Here is a 21,270-nt window from a genome sequence, read left to right on the forward strand (position 1 = left end):
TCAACACGTCCTAACTATTCACTAGCTCTTGACTATAGTCATTCATGAGCCTCAGTTACTAGCCTCAGTTACTAGCCTCAATTACTAGCGCCACCTCCAAGGGCTGCTCATCATAAGTCAGTACTTGCTTAGTCTGCTGCGCTATTAATATCGGTGCCGTTACCGCAGAGCGACTATGACTAAGCCAAGTTGTTGCACTAAAATCTGCTTGGCTCATATTAAAGGCTAAAGGCTCAGCGGCGCATAATAGTGACCACAGTTGCCAACTGCGCTTATGGGTGGCGACATCGAGAATGAGTCGTGATAAAGCGGTGTCTTCAGTTTCAGTACTATTTAAAACCGTACTATTTAAAACAGCATCATTAAATTCAGTATTGTTCGAAACAGTATTTCTTGAAATAGCATTATTGGAAATCCTATTATTCCCAGCAGTCCCAGACAAATCAGACAAACCAGACAAATCAGATAAGGCTTTATCATTGGCAAGCATCTGCACGCTCGCTTTAATAGGCTGCTGAGGGTTGCTAGCATTATAATGCACAACGGTAATCGGCGATTGACTGACGATAGCTAGACTACAATCCCAAATGCTAGCGTCATCAATCTCATTCCAACCAGTGAGCGCTAGTAGTCTTAATTGACCGTTTGGCGCTTGCCACTGCTTACCTTGCTGACAGTCTTGCGCGCTGATAACCCGGTTATCGTCAGTTGTTGTTGCTACGCTTTGTCGCGCTTGCAGTCGCTCATGGCGACCTGCCTGCCAATACTGCGCTGTCGGTAGCTGCTGGCTTAATAGTGTTACGCTCAAAGGTAACAAAGATGATTCTTGCGAAGCTAACTGACGACTACTTGCTGCCGATGTAGAAGACATTTGAGTCGTCATAGGGGCCGCGCTGCTTTGGACCATGCTGCTTTGGACAACAATACCGTCTAGACTTTTAATCGCTAGCGTACGTAGTTGCTGCTCTAGCTGCTCCGCTAATCTTTCAGCGCTCAGCGTACTTGGCCTAGTGCGCTTGCCTTGCGCTCTATGATCGGCCAAAAACAGCCAACTTATCTTATCTTGATCTAATGATTTTTTATTAGCATCGTTTTGCTCGGCTTGGTTTTTATCAGCGGGATAAAGCAATACCGCCGCTGTTATGTAACGATCGCCTGTCGGTAGTATATAAAGCGTTGGCGTCTGCAAGAAAGACTGCTGATTACTATAGATTGTCATCGATAAAAGCGTCAGCGGTACTAAGGACACCCAGCGACTTATAAGCCCTCGCGGTAATAGCCAAGGCAAAAGCATGAGTGCTGCCATTAGTAACATAGCGAAGTTAACGGGGGTGTATAACCAAGCGCTACCTAGCACAGGCAGCGTCGTCAGCCACTCGATTAATTGATGTAAGTGATAGACAATGGCACTGACTACTGCCCAAATGCCATCAGCACTGCTTGGTAAGATTAAATAGCACAAACCTGCTAAAAGATTCAGCGGTACAATAATCCATCCGAATAAGCCAATGGCAAATAGGTTAATGACAAGACCCCATAACGATGCCTTGCCAAACAGTAATAAAGTAATGGGGAGTAGCGCTATAAATAACCAAAACTGTAATCTAAAGAGACGCTTAAATAATAGCCAACCTTTACTGTGCATATCAGTTAATCTATTGGAGCTATAGCCGATCTTAACTGACTGAGCTGCCATAACGGAGGACGAGGAGCTAGTCGCGGCCGAAGTCTGATTTGTCAGCTTATCCTCATAGCTCAGCAGTAGCGCAACAGCAATAAACGACAGCCAATAGCCGGCTTGCCATAACACATACGGATCTAGCCAAGCCATTAGGATAGCTAGAGCTAACAATACCTGCAGAGTACTGACCGGCACTAATGTCAGACGTACTAAGCCTATCGCTAATAACATCCAAGCGGTGCGCGCCGCTGGCACATCAAAGCCGGTAAATAAGGCATAAATAAAAGCGGAAGCTATCATCACCCACCAGCGTACTTGCCAGCGCGGCAGCAGGCGATAAAGTGCCGGATAAAAGCGCTCGACCAGCATCACTACCATAGCAGCTAATATAATCGCCAAAAACAGCACATGGGTCCCTGAGATCGCTAATAGATGCGAGATGCCAGCAAGCTGATACAGATCTTTGGTTTCGCGATTGATTAAGCTGCGATCGCCGGTCAGCAAACTCAACGTCACTGCATCTGCTTGTTGTTTCACAGCACTTTTAGTAGACCAGTCTTGATAAAAGTGCTGACGTAGCTGCAAACGCCAGTTATCAATAGTGTTACGCAGCCGCGACCAACTAGAGGCCGAATCACTAACAGTACTAGCGGCACTCGTCGACTGATTCGAATAGCTAGTAGCAGCTGAGCTGAGCGCGATAATCGTCGCAGTCCCATCGATGTGACGGGCACGTAGCCAGCGATAGCTATCAAAGCCAGTTGGGTTATTGAGCGCTTGCTCGGAGCTGACTAATGGCGCGAGCGTTAAGCTCATCAATATGCGCTCGCCCGGCTGTAAGCGATTTAACCTAGCGACACTAGCAGTATCATTGGCTTTATTGGGATATAAACTTAGCAGTACCCGCTGATTCGATGATGCGCCACCTGACTGCAGGATATCATCCGCCTTACTCTCAACGCTTTTTTTAGCCAACTGTTCAGCACTAAGATCGTCGGTTAACGGCACTATCTCGCTTAAAGTCGCGACCTGCCGATAGCCGCTATTCATCGTCGCGTCGTACACGCTATCACTGATGCCTTCAATGGTCACCCAGGCTTGCACGCGCTCGGACGCTGTTATCTTGGTACGCTCTAACTGCTGGTGAGCAGTAAGCGCTTGTAGCAAGCTACCAACGATTAAGGCTAGTGCCAAGATTGCTACAATTAGATAGCGCAGCGGTTGAAGCAAGCTAAATATACGAGCAGTTGATGAGGCTGATTTTGAAGATAGTTTTGGGGAACTGTTAACAGAAGTATCTGATGAAGGTAAGCTTAGACGCTGATTTAATAAGATGAGTAGAATCGTAATGATGATAAGTAGACTAGGTAAAAGCAGATAGTGACTAGTATCTAAGAAAGCGAAGCTCTGCGGCAAGGGTATAGTCGCAGCTTTGGTCAATACAGCTGCCATCACACTTATTATTAGCGCGCCAACTCCCCAATACATTGACATCCTCGCTCGCTAATGTGAATTTATGCTAGGATTAAGCATAGAGCCAATGCAATAGCGGTTCGCTATCTAAGCTTGGCGCTGACCATAGCATTTGTGCCTTTATTACGATTACCTTATACTATTTTATAACCAAATCGCTATAATAAAAAATTTGTAATAAAGTATCGCTGTAAAAACACTTATCAACAGCTTATTCATAAGCTTTCAGTCGCTATCCCCTCATCATAGCACTATTAATAATGATATACTTTTGACTTAAAACGTAATTGCCTACCGATTGGCTTATTTTTTAGCAGCGGGCTGTAATTAACGACTAAAGGCAGGCATGTGTCAAAAAAACGTCTGAAGAACCTACTTCCTACTCCTGAACAAATCTTACAAAGCCGCAGCTTAAAGTTCTTTGCGCCGCATTTAGGCGACCCTAGATTATGGCAGTTCAATCGCCACAGCTTAAATAAAGCGGTGTATATCGGCGTGCTTAGCGCTTTTTTTCCGCTACCGGGCCAGATGCTACTGGCCTTAATCGGTGCGCTTATTTTTCGCGCAAATGTGCCTATGGCGCTGGGTCTGACTTGGATTACTAACCCGCTGACGACGCTGCCCATCTTTTACACAGGCTATTATATTGGCGCAAAGATTATTGATGTGCCGATGATTAGCTTACGGCTGATTGGTAGGATGATTGCTGATTTTAGTCTATGGGTATTGTCGGACGGTGCCAATCCTTTTATCACTTATAAAGGTGCAGTATCGATTACTGCGTTTTGTCTTGGTCTGACTATCTTAGCTATTGTTAGTAGTATTATCTGCGGCTTAGCCTTCAAAGGCATTTGGCGTTATAAGACTGTCAGCAGTTGGCAGAAGCGTCAACGCCTGCGAACCGACAAGACGCCTAAACCTTGATGTACTAATGCTTTAAATCATGCTAATTGTTTTGATGCTCGTCCAATGCCTCGAGGATATTATCTTTAAAATTATTATCCATTACCTGCGTGGTGACGGCCTTGTCATTTTTGGTTAAGGTATATTGCTTAGCTGTCGGCGTTTGCTGTACTTCTAAATAATAATCCACCCCCGCTAAAGTAATCGCATCAAAAATGGCAGCCAATTGCTCTTTTTGTGCCTCTCTATCGACTTGCTCAAATGCTTGAACATCGATATAAGGCAGTAAAGGCTCATCTCCCTCTTCTGCACTACCAAAAGCAGCAATTGGGTCATCTCCCTTATCCATAATGTCACTCCTCAAAAGTAAATAATAGCAAAACGATACTATCGATTGATGTTAAAAACAACAGCGACTATTTATTGCTATCGTAGCTTTTCTGGCGGCTAAGTTGCTTCGATATGACCTAATAACTTAGTAAACGAGCAACTTAGCAACTTAATGACTTAGTAAATTAATAACTTAATAAACGAGCACCTTAATAGTCTTCCCAATGACCATTACGCAATAACAGCTGACGATCGGCAAGCGCGGCTAAGCTGCGATCATGAGTCACCATAAGCAGCGCGGTTTTCATTGTGCTTTGCAGCTCTGATAACAACCCAAACACGCTTTGCGCATTATCATAATCTAAGTTACCCGTCGGCTCATCGGCCAAAATCAGCGATGGCTTAGTTACCAGTGCACGAGCAATCGCTACCCGCTGACGCTCGCCGCCAGATAGCTCGCCAGGCCGATGCTCTAAACGATGACCTAAGCCTACGTTTTCTAAGATTTCAATCGCTTGCTGACGCGCCTCAGTAGTCGATATTTTTGGGCGCATCAGTAGCGGCATAGCGACATTTTCGATAGCGGTAAACTCAGCTAACAGATGATGGAACTGATAAATAAAGCCCAGATACTGATTACGCATCGCACCGCGCTCTGTCTCATTCATATCGTTAAGACGCTGACCATGTAGCCACACCTCACCGCTAGTGGGCGTATCCAAGCCGCCTAATAAGTGCAACAAAGTGCTTTTACCCGAACCACTAGTACCGACGATAGCCACACGCTCGCCGGCGCTGATATTGAGATCCAGACCCGTGAGTACTTGGGTGTGTACCGCTCCATCATCATAGATTTTGTTAATATTGCTTGCCTTCAAAATAACTGACATAGCGCTTCCTTTATTCTTTAATAGCTTACCGCTTCTATATCGACACTGATGTCTAGGCTAATATAGCGTCCGGTTTGTATCATTATTTGTATTTAAATCAAACTATAATCTAGACAATCGACAATCCTGTTACAGTTGCATACTGCCGCGATTACTCATAGCGCAATGTTTGGGCTGGCTGAATCTTAGCTGCTCGGCGCGCCGGATAAATAGTCGCTAAGAAGCTCAGGATAAACGAAGCACCAGTAATCAATACCACATCGACTATACGTAGCTGTGAAGGCAGATAATTGACAAAATAAGCATCGAATAAATGCAGACCAAAAGCTTGATTGATAAAGCCCAAGATATCGCTAACCGTCAGTGCAAATATCACCCCTAGTATGGTCCCAGCGACTGTACCAATAACGCCAATTACTACGCCTTGCACCATAAATACTTGCGTAATCAGCCGCGGCGACGCGCCAAAGGTTTTTAAGATAGCGATATCGGCTTTTTTGTCTGTTACTAGCATCACTAAGCTTGAAACGATGTTAAAAGCCGCTACTAAAATAATCAAAAACAGCAATAAGCCGACCATCGCTTTTTCCATTTGGATCGCGCCAAACAAGTTGCCATGGGTTTGGGTCCAGTCACTAGGATACAGCTGAGGCGGCGCTATGCTAGCCGCCTTTTGCGCGGCTGTGGGCGCTTGGAAGATATCATCAAGCTTCAAGCGAATACCTTGCGCGCCATCCGGTAGTCGTAATAGCTTTGCTGCATCATTCATCGGTATAAAGGCAGCTAAAGTATTGACGTCTGGGCTAATATTAAAGATACCCGTCAAAGTAAAGCGTTTAAACCTAGGTATAACGCCGGCTGGTGATGGCGAAGCCTCTGGTAGCACCAAAGTGACTTTATCACCGATACTCAGACCGAGCGATTGCACCATCTCCTCACCCAAAACGATATTGAAATCACCGCTTTGTAGGGTATCAATATCCCCCTCCATCATATGATTATTAATAATGGAGACGTTTTTCTCATACTCAGGCTCGATACCCGTGACCATAATACCCGCGACTTGACCGTTCGCTGTTAGCATACCTTGTAGCTGGATAAAGGGGGCCACTGCTGCCACTTCTGGATCTTCAGCCTTGATACGATCAGCTAATGGCTGCCAATCACTAATCACCTCAGATGAGGTAACGGTAGCTTGCGGCACCATACCGAGTATGCGGGTTTTTAGCTCTCGATCGAAGCCATTCATCACTGATAGTACCGTGATCAGGACAGCTACTCCCAAGGTCAAACCTATCATGGAGATCAAAGATATAAAGGAGATAAAGCGGTTACTGCGCTCAGCTCGGGTATAACGCAAGCCAATAAATAATGCTAAAGGACGAAACATAGTCAAACTCTTTATCTTATTTATATGCGCTTCTCTATCGTGACCGCAGCCTTACACAAATCTCTATCGTGACCGCAGTCTTACACAAATCTCTATCGTGACCGCAGTCTTACACAAATAAGGCGAATAGGACGAATAAAGCTTTGTAACCAAATAAACAGGCATATAAATAGGGTTCTAGACAGATCTGCTGGGTATTTACTCCATCAACACCCTGATAGAGTAATAAGACTGCCAAAAAAAGGGGATAGTTTGACACAATTTTATGAATATGTGCCAATGATTAGCATAAACTAATGGGGTTTTTTGGCAAAACCGCTTGGTTTATGATTATTTTTTGGCAGGGGCTTGCTATTGTTTGCCATCATACCTATATATTGTATGCTAAAGACAAATGTCATTAACCCATCATTGTGATATAACGGATAGCGTGACGACATTGCAGCCAGCATCGCTTAACTATAATATAAATATTATTGATATCAACATATCGTGCTCTATGCGCTTGGATGCATGACATAATACTTAGCGCTCACCATCCAACCTTATCACTGTTTTAAGTTTGAGTATTTTCATGACCATTAATTATCAGTATCAAAACGTACAAGCCCCTACCAAAATCACCTTATTCGACGAACAGACTGCTGGTCATGCTGATCATTGGCGTATATTGACTGATGATATGAGTCAGGATGTGCCCGAATGGTTACAGCAAATGATTGAGCATGCAGCTATCCCAAAAGGCCTTAATAGCAATGTGAGCGCCTCAGACAGCTGTCTCTTATTGTCTGAAGATCAGCCCTGCCATATCAATCAAGTTTTAGCTATGAAAGAGGGTCGACCAGAACGCTTCATTAACGCCTACCCGTGCGTCGATAGCCCCTATGGATTGAACTGCAAAATCGAGCGTATTATTGCCAATGACAACTCGCACGATGCCGTACTGCGTTTACGTAGCGGTGATGGCAGTATCATTTATGCGTTTGATCAACTCTATACTGCCAACCGTCACCAATACCAGCAAGGCACCTCATACTTTATAAACTTTAGTGCTTGGGCGCATGAGATCTCAATTAGCGAACAAAACGAGGTGATTAAAGTCGAAGACGAGGAAGCCATTCGCTACCATCGCGCTTTTAACGATATCGTCGCCGCTAACGACGGCAAAGTACCTGACGATCTGCAGCAGCAAATCGCAGAGTGGCAGCCTGAGACAAAAGAGCAGATGGCACCCGTAGAGATTAATCTAGGTCATATGTGCGCCTATTTATTCGGCGACACTTTAGGTCAAGAAGATGAAGCTTGGTGTCAAGGGCAAGTGCTAGGCAAGCAGCAAACTGTCTTTCATGGTAAGCCTATTATCTTGTTTGATGTTGTGATCCTGCGTGAACAAGACGCCGATCCTTTTGTGGTTCGTATTGGTGCTTGTGAGACCGATGAGACAAAAGCAATTGCAGTACACGACTATGTGCAAGCAAATATCTGGCTACAAGCAGCGATCTATAAAGAAAATCAGCACGAACAAGCAAAATCAGCCAGCTAAAAACGCCGTTAATAATGCTTCATAAAAAAACCCCAAACATGACGTTTGGGGTTTTTTTAACTTATACTTTCAAAGATTAATATTGTCAGGGGCTTCGACTTTAAAGAGCTATAGTTGCAACGTATTACTCATAACGCTTAACACCCTTTAGCGCGTAGCACACGCTAAAAACCACGCTAAAAACTAAGCCAACGTCGTCATTGACTTGATATCTTTAAACAGTGCTTTTTGCTCATCGCTTGGACGAGCGGTTTGTAGCGCCATCAATTGCGACATATCGCCTTCGACGCGAATTTTACCACTCATAAAGGCACCCATAATCTCATTCATATCGAAGTCCGTGATGATTGACTGCAAAGTATTACGGTCTAGCAGCAAAGTTGTCGTTGCCTCAGCATTCAAACCTTTATGCAATAAGCCATTAGCGAAATGACTTTCTATCACCTCATCGCCGTCTGTGACTTTTAGGTTAATTACCATGTTCTCTAGGGCAGGAGGAAGGTTGAGCTCACCGGCTTCATTGCCCATTTTTTCTACTTCTTCAAACCAGTTATCCGTTAAAAAAACCGCCATATTCTTATCCTTAGTGAATACTTATTATTGATACTTATTATATTTATCTTATCATCGGTGCTAATAGACATAGAGGTCATCTTACTGATTTGACCCCAAGCTACGCATCGAATCTATAAACATAGACATTGATATAAACAGCGTCTACACAAGTATATTGAGTGGTAGTTATTGTCATAAAACTATTTATACGCCTTTATTATAAGGGTGAGTTTGACTAGAAGTAAAACCCAATCTCATGGTTAATGACCAAATAGTTACAAAATTGATAGCTTAGCTTTTATTTAGCAGGTCTTACTTGTGGCATCAGTCAAAAACCAGATACCTTCAACACTTAACGCTATTTTACCCATGCAAATATAACAGCGCCAGTATGCGCTTAATAGACTTAAACAGTACTGAGGTCGCGCCGCTATTTTGTGCTTCAAGAGCCCATTAAGATAAGTTGTCCGATAAATTATTTACCAAAGAGTTTGTATTTTGGGGCAACAGCTTGATGATATTTGATTAAGATTGCGTTACAATACCCTTAAACAGAGTCGGGAGTTTTAACTAAACGTTACCTGAGCGTGTTTTTTGTCAGCAGTCGCTAGCATATATCTACTTTTCATTAGCTTATAAGAGGGATGAAGATCCACTTATATTTCAGTCTATACTCGGTCAATCGTTATCTAGTCGATATTTACGAGCCCAGTTACTGTAGCTTAATACTTAGATACTCACTACGATAACTACTAAGTTAATCATTGAACTAACCACTGATTTTAGTAGTTAATATTAGCGACTAAACTGAATAATCAGACTTAGTAACCCAAATTAGTCATTTAATTGAATAATTACGGTCTGAGTATGACAAGATTTATTAACTTTAACGATATATTAATCATCCTTACTTTGCTCAATAGTATTATTGGCCTTTATGGCTATTTTTCCGCTCAGTCAACGCTGAGATAGCAAGAGTTTGGCTCACTAGTTAATACCTCGTTACAGTGATAGATACGCCTGACAGTAGCATGCGCCGCAATCCCTATCCAAAAGATAGCATCGCCTCTTAACCTTGCTATCTTTTGGATACCGCAAAGCTTTAGTTAATTCTGTTGATAATTTAGGCTGTAAAGGAATCATCCAATGAGTTTACAAAACACAGCAGTCGCCCCTATAGACCGCGAGTATGAGATCACTATCGTAAGATTCTTTACGATTATGGCTGTCATCTGGGGCATCGTCGGCATGAGTCTCGGTGTTTTCATTGCCTCACAATTGGCGTGGCCAGCACTTAACTTTGACATTCCATGGCTGACATTTAGTCGTCTAAGACCACTGCATACTAACGCGGTTATCTTTGCGTTCGGTGGCTGTGCCCTGTTCGCAACCTCTTATTACATCGTACAGCGTACCTGTAAGACTCGATTGTTCGCCCCGTATTTAGCTTGGTTTACCTTTTGGGGTTGGCAAGCGGTTATCGTTGCTGCCGTTATTACCCTTCCTCTAGGTTTGACGTCAAGTAAAGAGTACGCTGAGCTTGAGTGGCCGATCGATATCTTGATTGCTTTAGTATGGGTATCCTATGCTATCGTATTCTTTGGCACGCTTATCAAACGCAAAACCTCACATATCTATGTCGCTAACTGGTTCTTTGCTGCCTTTATCATTACGATTGCCTTGTTGCATATCGTCAATAGCATGGCCATTCCTGTTAGTGCGTTTAAATCATACTCGCTGTTTGGCGGTGCGACCGATGCGATGGTGCAGTGGTGGTATGGACATAACGCGGTTGGTTTTTATCTGACGGCAGCATTCCTTGGGATGATGTATTACTTCGTTCCGGTACAGATTGGTCGTCCGATCTACTCTTATCGTCTGTCTATCGTGCATTTTTGGGCGTTGATTGCTTCATATATGTGGGCCGGTGGTCACCATTTGCATTACTCAGCGCTACCCGATTGGACACAGTCGCTAGCTATGGTGTTCTCTATCATCCTATTCGCACCTTCTTGGGGCGGTATGATTAACGGTGTTCTTACCTTGTCTGGCAGTTGGGATAAGCTACGTACTGACCCGATTATTCGCTTTATGATTGTCGCTTTATCGTTCTACGCGATGTCGACGTTTGAGGGGCCAATGATGTCTATTAAGACAGTCAACGCGCTCTCACATAACACGGACTGGACGGTAGGTCACGTTCACTCAGGGGCACTGGGCTGGGTTGGTTTGATTACTATTGGTTCGATATATGTCATGCTACCGCGTATCTATAATAAACCCAAAATGTATTCTGTCAGTCTGATCACCACGCACTTTTGGCTGGCAACTGCTGGAACAATTTTCTACATCGTATCTATGTGGATCTCAGGTATTGGCCAAGGCATGATGTGGCTTGCGACTAACCCTGATGGTACTTTGGTATACAGCTTTGTCGATACGGTTGAGTTCTCACACTTCCCTTATATCGGCCGTGCATTTGGTGGTCTATTATATGTATCGGGTATGTTTGTGATGGCCTATAACGTCTATCGTACTATTAAGATGCCTGAAGGAAAGCCTGTCGATATCGCTGACCCAACGGATCATGAACCTAGTGTTGACCAAACTTCGACAGCTAAAGTATAAGGAGCGATCATGGCTGGTACACCGCATGAAATTATTGAAAAAAATACAGGCTTGTTGGTCATCTTTATCGTTATCGCTATTAGCTTTGCAACGCTAGTCGAAATTGTGCCGCTAATATACGATAACAAGAATCCAGAGGATGGCGGGGTCAATACGCCGCTTCCTGCAATGGAGCCTTGGACAGCGCTTGAGTTTGAAGGCCGCGACATTTACATCCGTGAAGGCTGTCACGTTTGCCACACGCAAATGGTTCGCCCTCTACGGGCTGAAGTTGAGCGTTATGGCCCCTACTCTCGTGCGGCAGAATCGACGTGGGATCACCCTTTTCTTTGGGGTTCGAAACGTACTGGTCCTGATCTAGCACGGGTTGGTGGTCGCTATTCAGAAGACTGGCAAAAGCAGCATTTGATTGATCCTCGGTCGCTAGTACCTGAGTCTGTTATGCCAGGTTTCCCGTGGCTTGCCACTAACGAAGTGGACGGAGTCAAGGTACAAGCCAAAATGCGCTTATTCCGTGATCGCTTTGGGGTTCCTTACACTGAAGAAGATATCGAAGGCGCTCCTGATCTCGTACTTGGTGCTACAGAACTTGATGCTCTAGTCGCTTATTTACAGCAACTAGGTACAGCGATGGAAGGACAGCGCTAATGGGTATTGGTGAATTACAAACATTTGCAACTGTTGCTGCCTTCATCGCCTTTATAGGTGTTGCTTGGTGGGCTTATTCGCCAAAAAACAAAAAACGCTTCGAAGAAGATGCACAACTTGCGCTCGATGACGATATCCGTGATGATTCGTCTGACGAGCAGCGCAATAAGGATAAATGATGACATTCTTTTGGAGTTCTTGGATTACCATACTCAGTATCGCTTGTTGGGCCGGTATTCTTGGCGTCTTATTATTTGTGCTCAAATATAAGCCTGATGTCGAAGAAGACGGTACTACTGGACACAGTTACGATGGTATTCGAGAATATGATAAACCGCTACCAAAATGGTGGTTAGTGATATTTTTTGGTTCAATTATTTGGGGCGTGGCTTACTGGATATTCTTTCCAGCTATCCAACCAACAAACTGGAACGGTATAGCTACCGTTGAAGTTGATGGCGAAACGGTGCCATGGACCTCAGAAAACGAGCTGTATAGTGAGCTTGAAGCTAACGATAAGATCTTCACTGATAACTTTGAGCAAAGCATCTTAGCAAAAGCTGGTGCGAGTGATGCGACAGCCGTCTTGGACGAGCTTAACAGCTTACAGACGACACTGCGTCGTAGTGAAGAGCCACCTGCAGATCTGCAAACTCAGATTGATGATAGAATCGCTGCGCTTGCGCCTGCGGTTGAGAAGCTATCGCAAGATCCGAATGCGTTAAAAGTCGGTAGTCGCTTATTCTTACAAAACTGCGCGGTCTGTCATGGTTCTAATGCCAAAGGCGCGACAGGTTACCCTAACCTAACTGATAATGATTGGTTGTATGGCGGCGCGCCTGAAAACATCTTGACGACCCTACATAAAGGCCGCGTGGGTGGTATGACAGCATGGCGTGATCAACTTGGTGAAGAGGGTATTCGTTCGGTAGCTGAGTATGTACTATCACTCTCCCCTCGCAAAGGCGGTGCCAGCAACGGTGAGCTGGATCAAACTTTAGTCGCTCAGGGCGAAAGTATATTTAAAGAGCCGACCAACTGTGTGCTTTGTCACGGTCCAGAGGGTAAAGGTATGATCTCTACTGGCGCGCCAAACTTAACCGATGATATTTGGTTATATGGCGGTGATCGTGAGACCGTACGTGAGACGCTTCGTTATGGCCGTGCCGGTGTGATGCCTGAGTGGGAAACTAAGTTAGGAAACGAGCGTATTATGCTTCTAGCCGCGTATGTTTACTCGCTTTCGGATAGATCTACTCCTAACACGAGCAATAATTAAGCCAATCATAACGCAAGTTTAGAAATAATAGCATTTTACTAAAGGAGGACTGTTAATGCAGTTCTCCTTTTTTAGTTAGCAGTCCACTCGTTTTTATGACTCAAGCGCTTTGAATATCTTTAGGTTATAGTGCTACCGATATTGCTATTTGCGCTTATACCCCCATTTATATTAGGGGAAATGTTAAAATAGTCGTTTCTAAAGCTTAGTGTTTATTTTAGGTTATAACAACATGATTATGACAACATTTTCTATAGCGTCTAATCAGACTGCGAATTGATTCTTTTTTTAAAAAGAGGCAAGTTTATGTCAGCTCCACAACCCAATAAGATCCCTGTACAACAAATAGACCTCGATGCGACTAAACATCGAGTGCATCCTCGCTTTGTTACTGGTTTTTATCAAAATATCCGCGTCATTAGTATGTATTTCTTTTTGGCGTTGTTTTTGTTATTACCATGGCTACGTTATGACGGCAGGCAAGCTATTTGGTTTGATGTACCCTCGCAGCACTACTACATCTTTGGGATGACATTTTTGACGCAAGATTTTTATTTTATTGCTATATTTGCCATCATTGCTGCCTTTACGCTATTTATGGTGACGGTCTATGCCGGCCGAGTGTGGTGCGGTTATGCTTGCCCACAAACGATTTGGACACATCTATATCAGCATGTCGAAAAATGGGTGATCGGTGATCGTAACAAGCGTATCAAGTTCGATAAGTCGCCAATGGGCCCAAAAAAGATCATTAAGCGCTCGCTGATTTACTTTATCTGGTTTGTCTTTTCTTTGATTACCGCGACTACTTTTGTCAGTTATGTCTCAGGTACTGAGTTTATTTATCAAAGCTGGCAGACAATAGGGTTTATCCCCTTCCCTGATTGGCCAACATGGATATGGGTATCGGTATTTATTTTTACCTTTGCCACTTATGCCAATGCCGGTTATATGCGTGAGCAGATGTGTGTACATATTTGTCCTTATGGCCGCTTCCAAAGCGTCATGTTTGATAAAGACACGCTTATTGTCTCTTACGATTATGAGCGTGGTGAGCCACGCGGCGCGCGTAAAAAAGGCACCAATCCTGATGATTTAGGCGATTGTATCGAGTGTCAGATGTGTGTGCAGGTCTGCCCTACCGGTATCGACATCCGTGATGGTCTGCAAGTTGCTTGTATTCAGTGCGCCGCCTGTATTGATGCTTGTAATGAGATTATGGACAAAGTTGGCTATCCACGCGGGCTGATTCGTTATACAACCGAGCGTCAATTGGCCGAGAAAGAGCCGAGCCGTGTACTGCGTCCGCGCCTATTTGCTTATCTGGCATTGCTGACGATACTGTGCGGCGGTCTAATCTTTGCGCTAACCGATCGGGTGCCACTAGAGATCGATATACGCCGCGACCGCAACCAGCTGTCGTCCTTAAATCAGCAAGGTATGATTGAAAACAGCTACGTGGTCAAACTCATCAATAAAACGCAGGATGAGCATACTTACAAGATTACTTTAGAGCCTGAAGACGGTTTGAGTTTGCAGCTACGCTTCAATGATGTTCCTTTAGCGCCTGGTGAAAGCTTTGATATGCCCGTTAGCATTTATGGGGACCCAGAAATTGTCGAACCAGGACAAACGCCTGTGACGCTGCATGTTGAGAGCGAAGATGGTCAATATAAAGTCAGTAAAGACAATGTCTTTACCACACAAGGTCAGTTGTAGCCAATAAGGGTCAGCGCTTCCAGTAAGATGATTCACATAGCGCTGATCTTTTGCTTAAATTTACTGCATGTCTTATATTCGATAAGTGGCTATTATCTTATATAGGACATTTATCTATGTATTAAACGCTATTTTATTAATAGGTATTTTATGTCTACTTCCTCATCGAACTTTAAACATCAAGATAGCCAGCCATGGTACAAGAATTACATGGTGGTTATTTTTGTTATTGGTCTACCGGCGTTTGTGGTAGTGGCTTGTATTTTCTTTGTGTATTACTCCTATCAAATCCGTGATAGCGTAGTACGTGATGACTGGTACATGGATGGCAAGACGCTGTATCACGATGTCTCACGTGATAAGCTCACTTACGATTTAGATTTGCATGGTCAAATGCAGTTCTCTGACACAGGCGAGATCGTTTTTTATTTGAATTATCCCGAGCAGAGTCTACAATCAGGCACCTTATTGAACGGTGAGCCAGTCACTTATCCTGATACTCTGAACTTGTCCATCTCTCATGCCACGGACATCAAAAAAGATCGTGATGTGGTATTAGAGCATCAAGGCGCTAATAAATATACCGCGCAAGCGGACATTGACCCTTTAAAAGCCAAATACTATCTACAAGTCAGTAACGAAGGCAATAATGATTGGCGTATGCAAGATGTGGCAAAACTGCCGCGTGCGGAGGAGGTCAGCTTCGATCCGCTACCGGTGTTTGAAAAAACTTCCTAATAGAACTTATTAAAATCCTTAAAGCAAAAGCCAGCTAACTTGAACGGTTAGCTGGCTTTTTTATGAATGCTAGCTTGTTTATAAGGGCTAACTTGTTTATAAATACTATTAAGTTAACCACCGTTTATTCAAATTATAATACTGGATTAATGGTAGGAATCTTTGTGCTTTGCTGGCTTTTATTTGTCGCTATCGAATACTCTTTATCTGGGCTGCTAGCGCTAAAAGCTTGTTTTTTGGGCTCAGTCGGCAAGCCTATCTCATCAAGACTGCTTTGCTGCCCGACTTGAATGTTATCGCCTTCAAATAAGCGCTCGCTATCATCGCGCTCACTGGCCAACGTTTCAAAATCGAATAGCTCGCGATCGGCTAATTGTGACGGCGCAACGTTTTGCATGGCTTTAAAAATAGAAGCCAAGCGCTGCGGATGAGCATCATCCCATTCGCGTAGCATATCGTTGATAATAGCGCGTTGCAGGTTGGTTTGGCTGCCGCATAGATTGCAAGGAATAATCGGGAACTCCTTTAGCGCCGCATAGTCGATGATGTCTTTTTCTTGCACGTAAGCCAGTGGCCGGATCAAAACATTTTGCTTGTCATCACTAAGAAGCTTGGGCGGCATAGACTTTAGTGCGCCGCCATGAAAGAGATTCAAAAAGAAAGTCGCTAGCATATCATCGCGGTGATGACCTAGAGCGATTTTGGTCGCGCCGATTTGTTTGGCAAAGCCATAAAGCGAGCCGCGACGTAAGCGTGAGCACGCTGAACAGTAAGTCTTGCCTTCTGGTACTACGCTTTTGACAATACTATACGTGTCTTTTTCTAAGATATAATGCGCTATTCCTTGCTCATTTAGATAATTAGGCAACACCTCCTCTGGGTAGCCTGGCTGCTTTTGATCCAAATTGACTGCCACAACATCAAAATGAATCGGCGCCACACGTTTTAGCAGCAGTAAAATATCGAGCAAAGTATAGCTGTCCTTGCCGCCTGAGACACAGACCATGACTACATCGCCGTCCTCAATCATATTAAAATCTTGAATCGCTGCAGACACTTGCCGGCGTAGCTTTTTTTGTAGCTTACGAAAGTGCGCTGATTCAGTCGGTGCTTGTGAGTCAGCAGCCCTATCCTCATTACTATCCTCTTCAGCATCGGCCTCTATACTATAACGATTAAAGCCTGCTTCATTAGACATATCATCAGACACATCGTTGGTCTGAGAAGGGTTGTCTGGCGTAAACAAGGTTGCTGTGGTCATAAGTTACTCAATATCTTTATAAGGATGATTTTACTATAAAGCGATTTGCTATAAAGCACCGTCAATGATGCGAGATGGTCGCTGCTTTAAAAGCTGCGATTATAACAAATAATGCTAACAGATTGAAAAGATGACAGTAATACAGACTGTATTTTATCAGGATATTATTGGATATGGCTTTGTCGCCTTTGTGACACGTGATTGATCGCTTCATGGTTCTGTAATAACCGTATTTTTGCTAAAATGGCGTTTTTGTAAACCAATAATAGATACTACTATGACTAACGTTACTTTGCAGAATCCCTCAATGAATCAAGCGTCCAACAGCAACGATACTCTTCACAAAAACCAAAATGCCGTGGTGCTTTTATCAGGTGGTCTCGATTCGGTGACGTGTTTGTATTGGGCAAAGGCACGCTATGCCTCGGTGACAGCGGTCAGCTTTGACTATGGGCAACGTCATAATAGTGAGCTTGTCGCAGCAAAGCGCATTGCTGAGACAGCAGGCGTCAACCACAGAATTATCGACATTGATATCGCCCAGCTTGGTGGCTCATCACTCACCGATCACAGCATGATCGTACCAGACGGCGATACCGACAAATTCCCTAATAAAAAGCACGATGAAATCGATAACGATGCTATCCCTAATACTTATGTGCCTGCACGTAATACAATCTTTTTGTCTTATGCTCTAGCCGTCGCTGAAGTGACTGATGCCAATCATATCGTCATTGGGGTCAGCTCAGTCGATTACTCTGGCTATCCCGATTGCCGTCCAGAGTATATCGAAGCATTTGAGCACATGGCCAATCTGGCGACAAAAGCGGGCGTTACCGGTCATCGCTTGTCTATCCAAACCCCACTACAAAAGCTGTCCAAAGCTCAAACTATTGAGCTTGGTCTATCATTGGGCGTTGATTATGGACAAACGATTTCTTGCTACCGTGCAGATGTGAACGGACTTGCTTGCGGCGTTTGTGACAGCTGTGCGCTACGTCGCCAAGGCTTTGCTCAAGCTGGCGTCACTGACCCTACTCACTATCAAGCAGGCTAAGCAAGATAGGCTTGATGAATGTGGCCTGAACCGGTGGCGTCAATCAACATTAGCGAAACATTCGTTTGCATTAACACAGCACGTCGCCATTGTATTTTTATCACCATACTTGCTATGGTATGGACAATCATTTTTGCCAATTGAATAGATTACATATAATATAGGTTACATGAGATATCACCAATGATTCAGTCACTCACATATCAGTGATCCAGCTGTCTATTGATTATAAAATCACATTGAATACCAGAGTCAAAAATTGACACTACCTGCAAGAGGATATTTATGAAGTTATTGCCATTACTCCCCCTAGCCTTAGCTGCCGCGTTCGCAATGCCGCAAGCAAACGCTACTGACATTAAAAAAGATAATATCAATCAATGTATTAGTGGCGCGGTTAAATACAAAGTTGCCGATAGAAATACCGCCTCTAAGCTGTGTAACTGCACTATTAATGTGCGTAGTAACATGACCATCGGTCAAATGTGGGAAATTGAGAGCTACGCGCAAGACAAAAAAGACCCTTCTAGCTTACCTTACGTGAAAAAAATGCAGCGAGACTTACAGCAATGTACTGAAGGTTTAGACTTAAAGCAGCCACAAAAACCCTCTTAATACAGCCATTTTGACCCGTATCGGTATACAGTAATGATAGCAACGACAGCTTTGTCAAAGCTTTTATTATATTGACTCTATCCTATTAAATTCATATAAAACATAAGATAAGACTGGCGGTTGTCAGTCTTTTTTTGTGGATGAGTTGCCAACGAACGCACAAAGTGCAAAACTGAGCCTTGATGATTACCATTAATGTTTGCCAATCTCAACTGAAAAGGAACTTATTATGGCTAAGCCAACGACCGAAAACATCGCCTTACCTGATTTTCCAGTGACGCTCGTGCGCCTACTAGACGGAAACTTCATTGAAGAGGATATCAGCTTACAACAGCTAGTAGCGAACAGACAAAAAGGCCTAATCCTCTATTTCTACCCTAAAGACAATACGCCTGGCTGTACCACTCAAGCCACTGACTTCACCGCCCATCTGCACGATTTCGATGATTTGGGCTACGATATCATTGGCGTCTCTCGTGACAGCGCCGAATCGCACAAAAAATTTATTGAAAAATACGACTTACAAATCCCGCTAATTAGTGATAGCGATGAGAAGCTCTGCCAATATTTTGAGGTCATCAAAGAAAAAAACATGTATGGCAAAAAAACCATCGGTCTGGTGCGCTCCGCTTTTATATTTAATAGCGAAGGCACGCTCACTCATGCTCAGCGCAACCTGCGTGCCAAAGGCTATGCCGAGCGTGTCTTGTCTCTGTTAGCCCCTCAATAATAAATCTTTAAAATAACTTTTAGTCGAAGGCGTACACTAGCCTGCCTTCGGTAACTAATCGTTAATAACTAAATATTGGTAACTCAACATTTTTGCAACAGCTCGCTACGCTTATCCTGCTGCGCTTTGGTACAGATTATCTTACCCTAGCGGATGAACATAGAGTATCAGTCATCAAGTGACAGCTATAGGCATTTCTAAAGGCAGCTGAAAGAACAGAGTCAGTATTGATACTAGCCGTGAGAAAATTTGTTAAATTATAGTTATTGATAATAGGAAGAATTATGAACCAATCGTCTGAGAACCTCACTGATAAACCGTCTAAACAAAGCTCCGATAGCGTCACGCGCAGCGTTTCAGTCGCTGTTATTGGCGCAGGTACTGCAGGGCAAAACGCCTTTCGCCAAGCGAGTAAAATTAAGAAAGATATCGTGATTATTAATGAGGGGTTTTGGACCACGACTTGTGTCACGGTAGGGTGTATGCCAAGCAAGCTGCTCATTGCCGCCGCTGAGCGCGCGCATGATGCTAAATACTCAGAAGAGTTTGGTATTCACAGCGAAGTCACTATCAATGGCAGACAAGTCATGGCTCGAGTACAAGCAGAACGCAGCCATTTTAAGAGCTATATTGAAAAGCAAGTCGAAAGCTGGTCGGATAATAAAAAAATAAACGGGCGCGCTTATATTAATAAAGAAGGTCTGATTGAAGTCAATGATGAGCGTATTAAGGCGGACAAGATCATCATTGCTACCGGTAGCTCGCCTTTTATTCCTGATGACTGGGAAGAAAAACTAGGCGAAACGTTACTCACCTCTGATACCGTATTTGACCTGCCTGATTTACCTGAGTCTGTTGCGGTGATTGGTACGGGCGCTGTAGGCTTGGAGCTGGCGCAAGCTTTTTCGCGTTTAGGAGTCGCTGTGACGGCGTTCAACCGTGAAAACCGCGTCGCCGGTCTAAATGACGCTGACATTAATGCCAAAGCTATTGACTGCTTGAGTGAAGATTTGACCATGCACCTCAAAAGCACTATTAATGAGATAGGTCACAAGATCGACACCGATGGTAAGACAGCGGCTTTTATTGAATATACGGATAAAGATGGCAATGAAGGTCGCTGGCAAGGTGAGCGGGTGTTAGTGGCTACTGGACGACGCAATAATATCAAGCAGCTAGGTGTGGAGAACTTAGGCGTTGAGCTTGACGATAAAAACCGACCCAAAAATCTAGATAAGCACACCGGTCAGATAGGGGATTTAGACGTCTATATCGTTGGCGATGCCAATGCCAACATTCCACTCTTACATGTCGCTAGTGATGAAGGCTATAGCGCTGGTAGTATCGTTTGTAATCAAAATACCGATGCTTATATTCGTCCGGTAGCGATTCCTTTTTCCATCGTCTTTACTTCTCCGCAAATCGTCAATGTCGGTATGACCCAACAAGAGATTGAAGACGATCCAGATTTAGAATACGTGATTGGTAAAGTCAGCTTCGATAATCAAGGCCGTAGTCGTATTATGGGCGTCAACTGCGGCCTGCTGCACATTTATGGTTGTAAGGAGACTGATAAAGTATTAGGCGCAAGCATGGTTGGCCCAGACGCTGAATATATCGGTCATATTTTAGCCAATGCCATAACTAATGAGATCTGTGTAAAACAGCTGCTTGATACGCCTTTTTATCATCCTACTATCCTTGAGGGATTACGTACGGCGCTGCGAGATGTTCAACACAAGATGGCTATCCCTTATCAATCACTCGACACGCAAGAAGATGGTTTTTAGGGCGCTGTTAAGATACACTTTTAGGGTAGTGGCTTGGTTT

The 21,270-nt window shown here is 43.9% G+C and carries 18 protein-coding genes; 12 read left to right on the plus strand and 6 right to left on the minus strand.

Annotated elements, in window-relative coordinates:
- Positions 1-64: 64 nt before the first annotated feature.
- Positions 65-3,175 carry a ComEC/Rec2 family competence protein gene (locus W234_RS0113325; RefSeq protein WP_227501915.1) on the minus strand — a complete coding sequence of 1,037 codons (3,111 nt, stop codon included), beginning with the start codon at positions 3,173-3,175 and terminating at the stop codon, positions 65-67.
- Between the two features lie 327 nt (positions 3,176-3,502).
- Between W234_RS0113325 and W234_RS0113330 the strand changes: the two genes are divergently transcribed.
- Positions 3,503-4,078: a DUF2062 domain-containing protein gene (locus W234_RS0113330; protein WP_025647371.1), complete on the plus strand. Its 576-nt coding sequence runs from the start codon at positions 3,503-3,505 to the stop codon at positions 4,076-4,078.
- A 22-nt stretch (positions 4,079-4,100) separates the two neighbouring features.
- Here the strand turns inward: W234_RS0113330 and W234_RS0113335 are convergent, their stop codons facing one another.
- From W234_RS0113335 to W234_RS0113345, 3 genes are all read right to left on the minus strand, one after another.
- Positions 4,101-4,406 (minus strand): hypothetical protein, encoded by a 306-nt coding sequence (locus W234_RS0113335; protein WP_025647373.1) that lies wholly within the window; start codon positions 4,404-4,406, stop codon positions 4,101-4,103.
- Between the two features lie 190 nt (positions 4,407-4,596).
- Complete coding sequence (gene lolD / locus W234_RS0113340; RefSeq protein WP_025647375.1) at positions 4,597-5,277, minus strand: lipoprotein-releasing ABC transporter ATP-binding protein LolD; 681 nt, start codon at positions 5,275-5,277, stop codon at positions 4,597-4,599.
- Between the two features lie 151 nt (positions 5,278-5,428).
- On the minus strand, positions 5,429-6,667 hold the full coding sequence (locus W234_RS0113345; RefSeq protein ID WP_025647377.1) for a lipoprotein-releasing ABC transporter permease subunit: 1,239 nt from the start codon (positions 6,665-6,667) through the stop codon (positions 5,429-5,431).
- Positions 6,668-7,241: 574 nt separating this feature from the next.
- On the opposite strand from W234_RS0113345, the gene W234_RS0113355 reads away from it, so the two are divergent.
- On the plus strand, positions 7,242-8,210 hold the full coding sequence (locus tag W234_RS0113355) for a hypothetical protein (protein ID WP_025647378.1): 969 nt from the start codon (positions 7,242-7,244) through the stop codon (positions 8,208-8,210).
- A 183-nt stretch (positions 8,211-8,393) separates the two neighbouring features.
- Here W234_RS0113355 and W234_RS0113360 read toward each other — a convergent pair whose 3' ends face one another.
- Positions 8,394-8,783 carry an alkyl sulfatase C-terminal domain-containing protein gene (locus W234_RS0113360; protein ID WP_025647379.1) on the minus strand — a complete coding sequence of 130 codons (390 nt, stop codon included), beginning with the start codon at positions 8,781-8,783 and terminating at the stop codon, positions 8,394-8,396.
- A 1,128-nt stretch (positions 8,784-9,911) separates the two neighbouring features.
- Here W234_RS0113360 and ccoN point away from each other — a divergent pair.
- The 6 genes from ccoN to W234_RS0113390 all read left to right on the plus strand — a co-directional run bounded on the left by ccoN (position 9,912) and on the right by W234_RS0113390 (position 15,777).
- A complete protein-coding gene (gene ccoN, locus W234_RS0113365; protein ID WP_025647380.1) occupies positions 9,912-11,393 on the plus strand; it encodes a cytochrome-c oxidase, cbb3-type subunit I in 1,482 nt (493 codons plus the stop codon).
- Between the two features lie 9 nt (positions 11,394-11,402).
- Positions 11,403-12,041, plus strand: coding sequence for a cytochrome-c oxidase, cbb3-type subunit II (ccoO, locus tag W234_RS0113370; protein WP_025647381.1), 639 nt, complete (start codon positions 11,403-11,405; stop codon positions 12,039-12,041).
- Complete coding sequence (locus tag W234_RS0113375) at positions 12,041-12,220, plus strand: CcoQ/FixQ family Cbb3-type cytochrome c oxidase assembly chaperone (RefSeq protein WP_025647383.1); 180 nt, start codon at positions 12,041-12,043, stop codon at positions 12,218-12,220. Before ccoO ends, W234_RS0113375 begins: the two co-directional genes overlap by 1 nt.
- Entirely contained in the window at positions 12,220-13,320 is a 1,101-nt protein-coding gene (gene ccoP / locus W234_RS0113380) for a cytochrome-c oxidase, cbb3-type subunit III (protein WP_025647385.1), read from the plus strand. The genes W234_RS0113375 and ccoP overlap by 1 nt, the downstream gene beginning before the upstream one ends.
- Before the next feature lie 306 nt (positions 13,321-13,626).
- Complete coding sequence (ccoG, locus tag W234_RS0113385) at positions 13,627-15,039, plus strand: cytochrome c oxidase accessory protein CcoG (protein ID WP_037059950.1); 1,413 nt, start codon at positions 13,627-13,629, stop codon at positions 15,037-15,039.
- 150 nt (positions 15,040-15,189) lie between these two features.
- A complete protein-coding gene (locus W234_RS0113390) occupies positions 15,190-15,777 on the plus strand; it encodes a FixH family protein (protein WP_025647388.1) in 588 nt (195 codons plus the stop codon).
- 133 nt (positions 15,778-15,910) lie between these two features.
- On the opposite strand, the gene ttcA is transcribed toward W234_RS0113390, so the two are convergent.
- Positions 15,911-17,038: a tRNA 2-thiocytidine(32) synthetase TtcA gene (ttcA, locus tag W234_RS0113395; protein WP_025647390.1), complete on the minus strand. Its 1,128-nt coding sequence runs from the start codon at positions 17,036-17,038 to the stop codon at positions 15,911-15,913.
- Between the two features lie 277 nt (positions 17,039-17,315).
- On the opposite strand from ttcA, the gene queC reads away from it, so the two are divergent.
- The 4 genes from queC (at position 17,316) to W234_RS0113415 (ending at position 21,230) form a co-directional block, all read left to right on the plus strand.
- Positions 17,316-18,095, plus strand: coding sequence for a 7-cyano-7-deazaguanine synthase QueC (gene queC, locus W234_RS0113400; RefSeq protein ID WP_025647393.1), 780 nt, complete (start codon positions 17,316-17,318; stop codon positions 18,093-18,095).
- A 285-nt stretch (positions 18,096-18,380) separates the two neighbouring features.
- Positions 18,381-18,710, plus strand: coding sequence for a hypothetical protein (locus W234_RS0113405; RefSeq protein ID WP_025647395.1), 330 nt, complete (start codon positions 18,381-18,383; stop codon positions 18,708-18,710).
- Between the two features lie 229 nt (positions 18,711-18,939).
- Positions 18,940-19,440, plus strand: coding sequence for a peroxiredoxin (locus W234_RS0113410; protein WP_025647397.1), 501 nt, complete (start codon positions 18,940-18,942; stop codon positions 19,438-19,440).
- Between the two features lie 284 nt (positions 19,441-19,724).
- The gene (locus tag W234_RS0113415; protein ID WP_025647398.1) at positions 19,725-21,230 is read left to right on the plus strand and encodes a dihydrolipoyl dehydrogenase; all 1,506 of its coding nucleotides are present in this window, start codon (positions 19,725-19,727) and stop codon (positions 21,228-21,230) included.
- The last annotated feature ends 40 nt before the right edge of the window (positions 21,231-21,270 follow it).

This window comes from Psychrobacter sp. TB15, from assembly GCF_000511655.1.
GTDB classification, from domain to species: domain Bacteria; phylum Pseudomonadota; class Gammaproteobacteria; order Pseudomonadales; family Moraxellaceae; genus Psychrobacter; species Psychrobacter submarinus.

Bases quoted from the DNA above. Each gene is read 5' to 3' on its own strand.
- W234_RS0113405 (WP_025647395.1), top strand. From the start codon at position 18,381: ATGAAGTTATTGCCATTACTCCCCCTAGCCTTAGCTGCCGCGTTCGCA.
- W234_RS0113355 (WP_025647378.1), top strand. From the start codon at position 7,242: ATGACCATTAATTATCAGTATCAAAACGTACAAGCCCCTACCAAAATC.
- W234_RS0113360 (WP_025647379.1), bottom strand. From the start codon at position 8,783: ATGGCGGTTTTTTTAACGGATAACTGGTTTGAAGAAGTAGAAAAAATG.
- ccoG (WP_037059950.1), top strand. From the start codon at position 13,627: ATGTCAGCTCCACAACCCAATAAGATCCCTGTACAACAAATAGACCTC.
- ccoO (WP_025647381.1), top strand. From the start codon at position 11,403: ATGGCTGGTACACCGCATGAAATTATTGAAAAAAATACAGGCTTGTTG.
- ccoN (WP_025647380.1), top strand. From the start codon at position 9,912: ATGAGTTTACAAAACACAGCAGTCGCCCCTATAGACCGCGAGTATGAG.
- W234_RS0113375 (WP_025647383.1), top strand. From the start codon at position 12,041: ATGGGTATTGGTGAATTACAAACATTTGCAACTGTTGCTGCCTTCATC.
- lolD (WP_025647375.1), bottom strand. From the start codon at position 5,277: ATGTCAGTTATTTTGAAGGCAAGCAATATTAACAAAATCTATGATGAT.
- queC (WP_025647393.1), top strand. From the start codon at position 17,316: ATGACTAACGTTACTTTGCAGAATCCCTCAATGAATCAAGCGTCCAAC.
- W234_RS0113325 (WP_227501915.1), bottom strand. From the start codon at position 3,175: ATGTCAATGTATTGGGGAGTTGGCGCGCTAATAATAAGTGTGATGGCA.
- W234_RS0113335 (WP_025647373.1), bottom strand. From the start codon at position 4,406: ATGGATAAGGGAGATGACCCAATTGCTGCTTTTGGTAGTGCAGAAGAG.
- W234_RS0113390 (WP_025647388.1), top strand. From the start codon at position 15,190: ATGTCTACTTCCTCATCGAACTTTAAACATCAAGATAGCCAGCCATGG.
- W234_RS0113345 (WP_025647377.1), bottom strand. From the start codon at position 6,667: ATGTTTCGTCCTTTAGCATTATTTATTGGCTTGCGTTATACCCGAGCT.
- ccoP (WP_025647385.1), top strand. From the start codon at position 12,220: ATGACATTCTTTTGGAGTTCTTGGATTACCATACTCAGTATCGCTTGT.
- W234_RS0113415 (WP_025647398.1), top strand. From the start codon at position 19,725: ATGAACCAATCGTCTGAGAACCTCACTGATAAACCGTCTAAACAAAGC.
- ttcA (WP_025647390.1), bottom strand. From the start codon at position 17,038: ATGACCACAGCAACCTTGTTTACGCCAGACAACCCTTCTCAGACCAAC.
- W234_RS0113410 (WP_025647397.1), top strand. From the start codon at position 18,940: ATGGCTAAGCCAACGACCGAAAACATCGCCTTACCTGATTTTCCAGTG.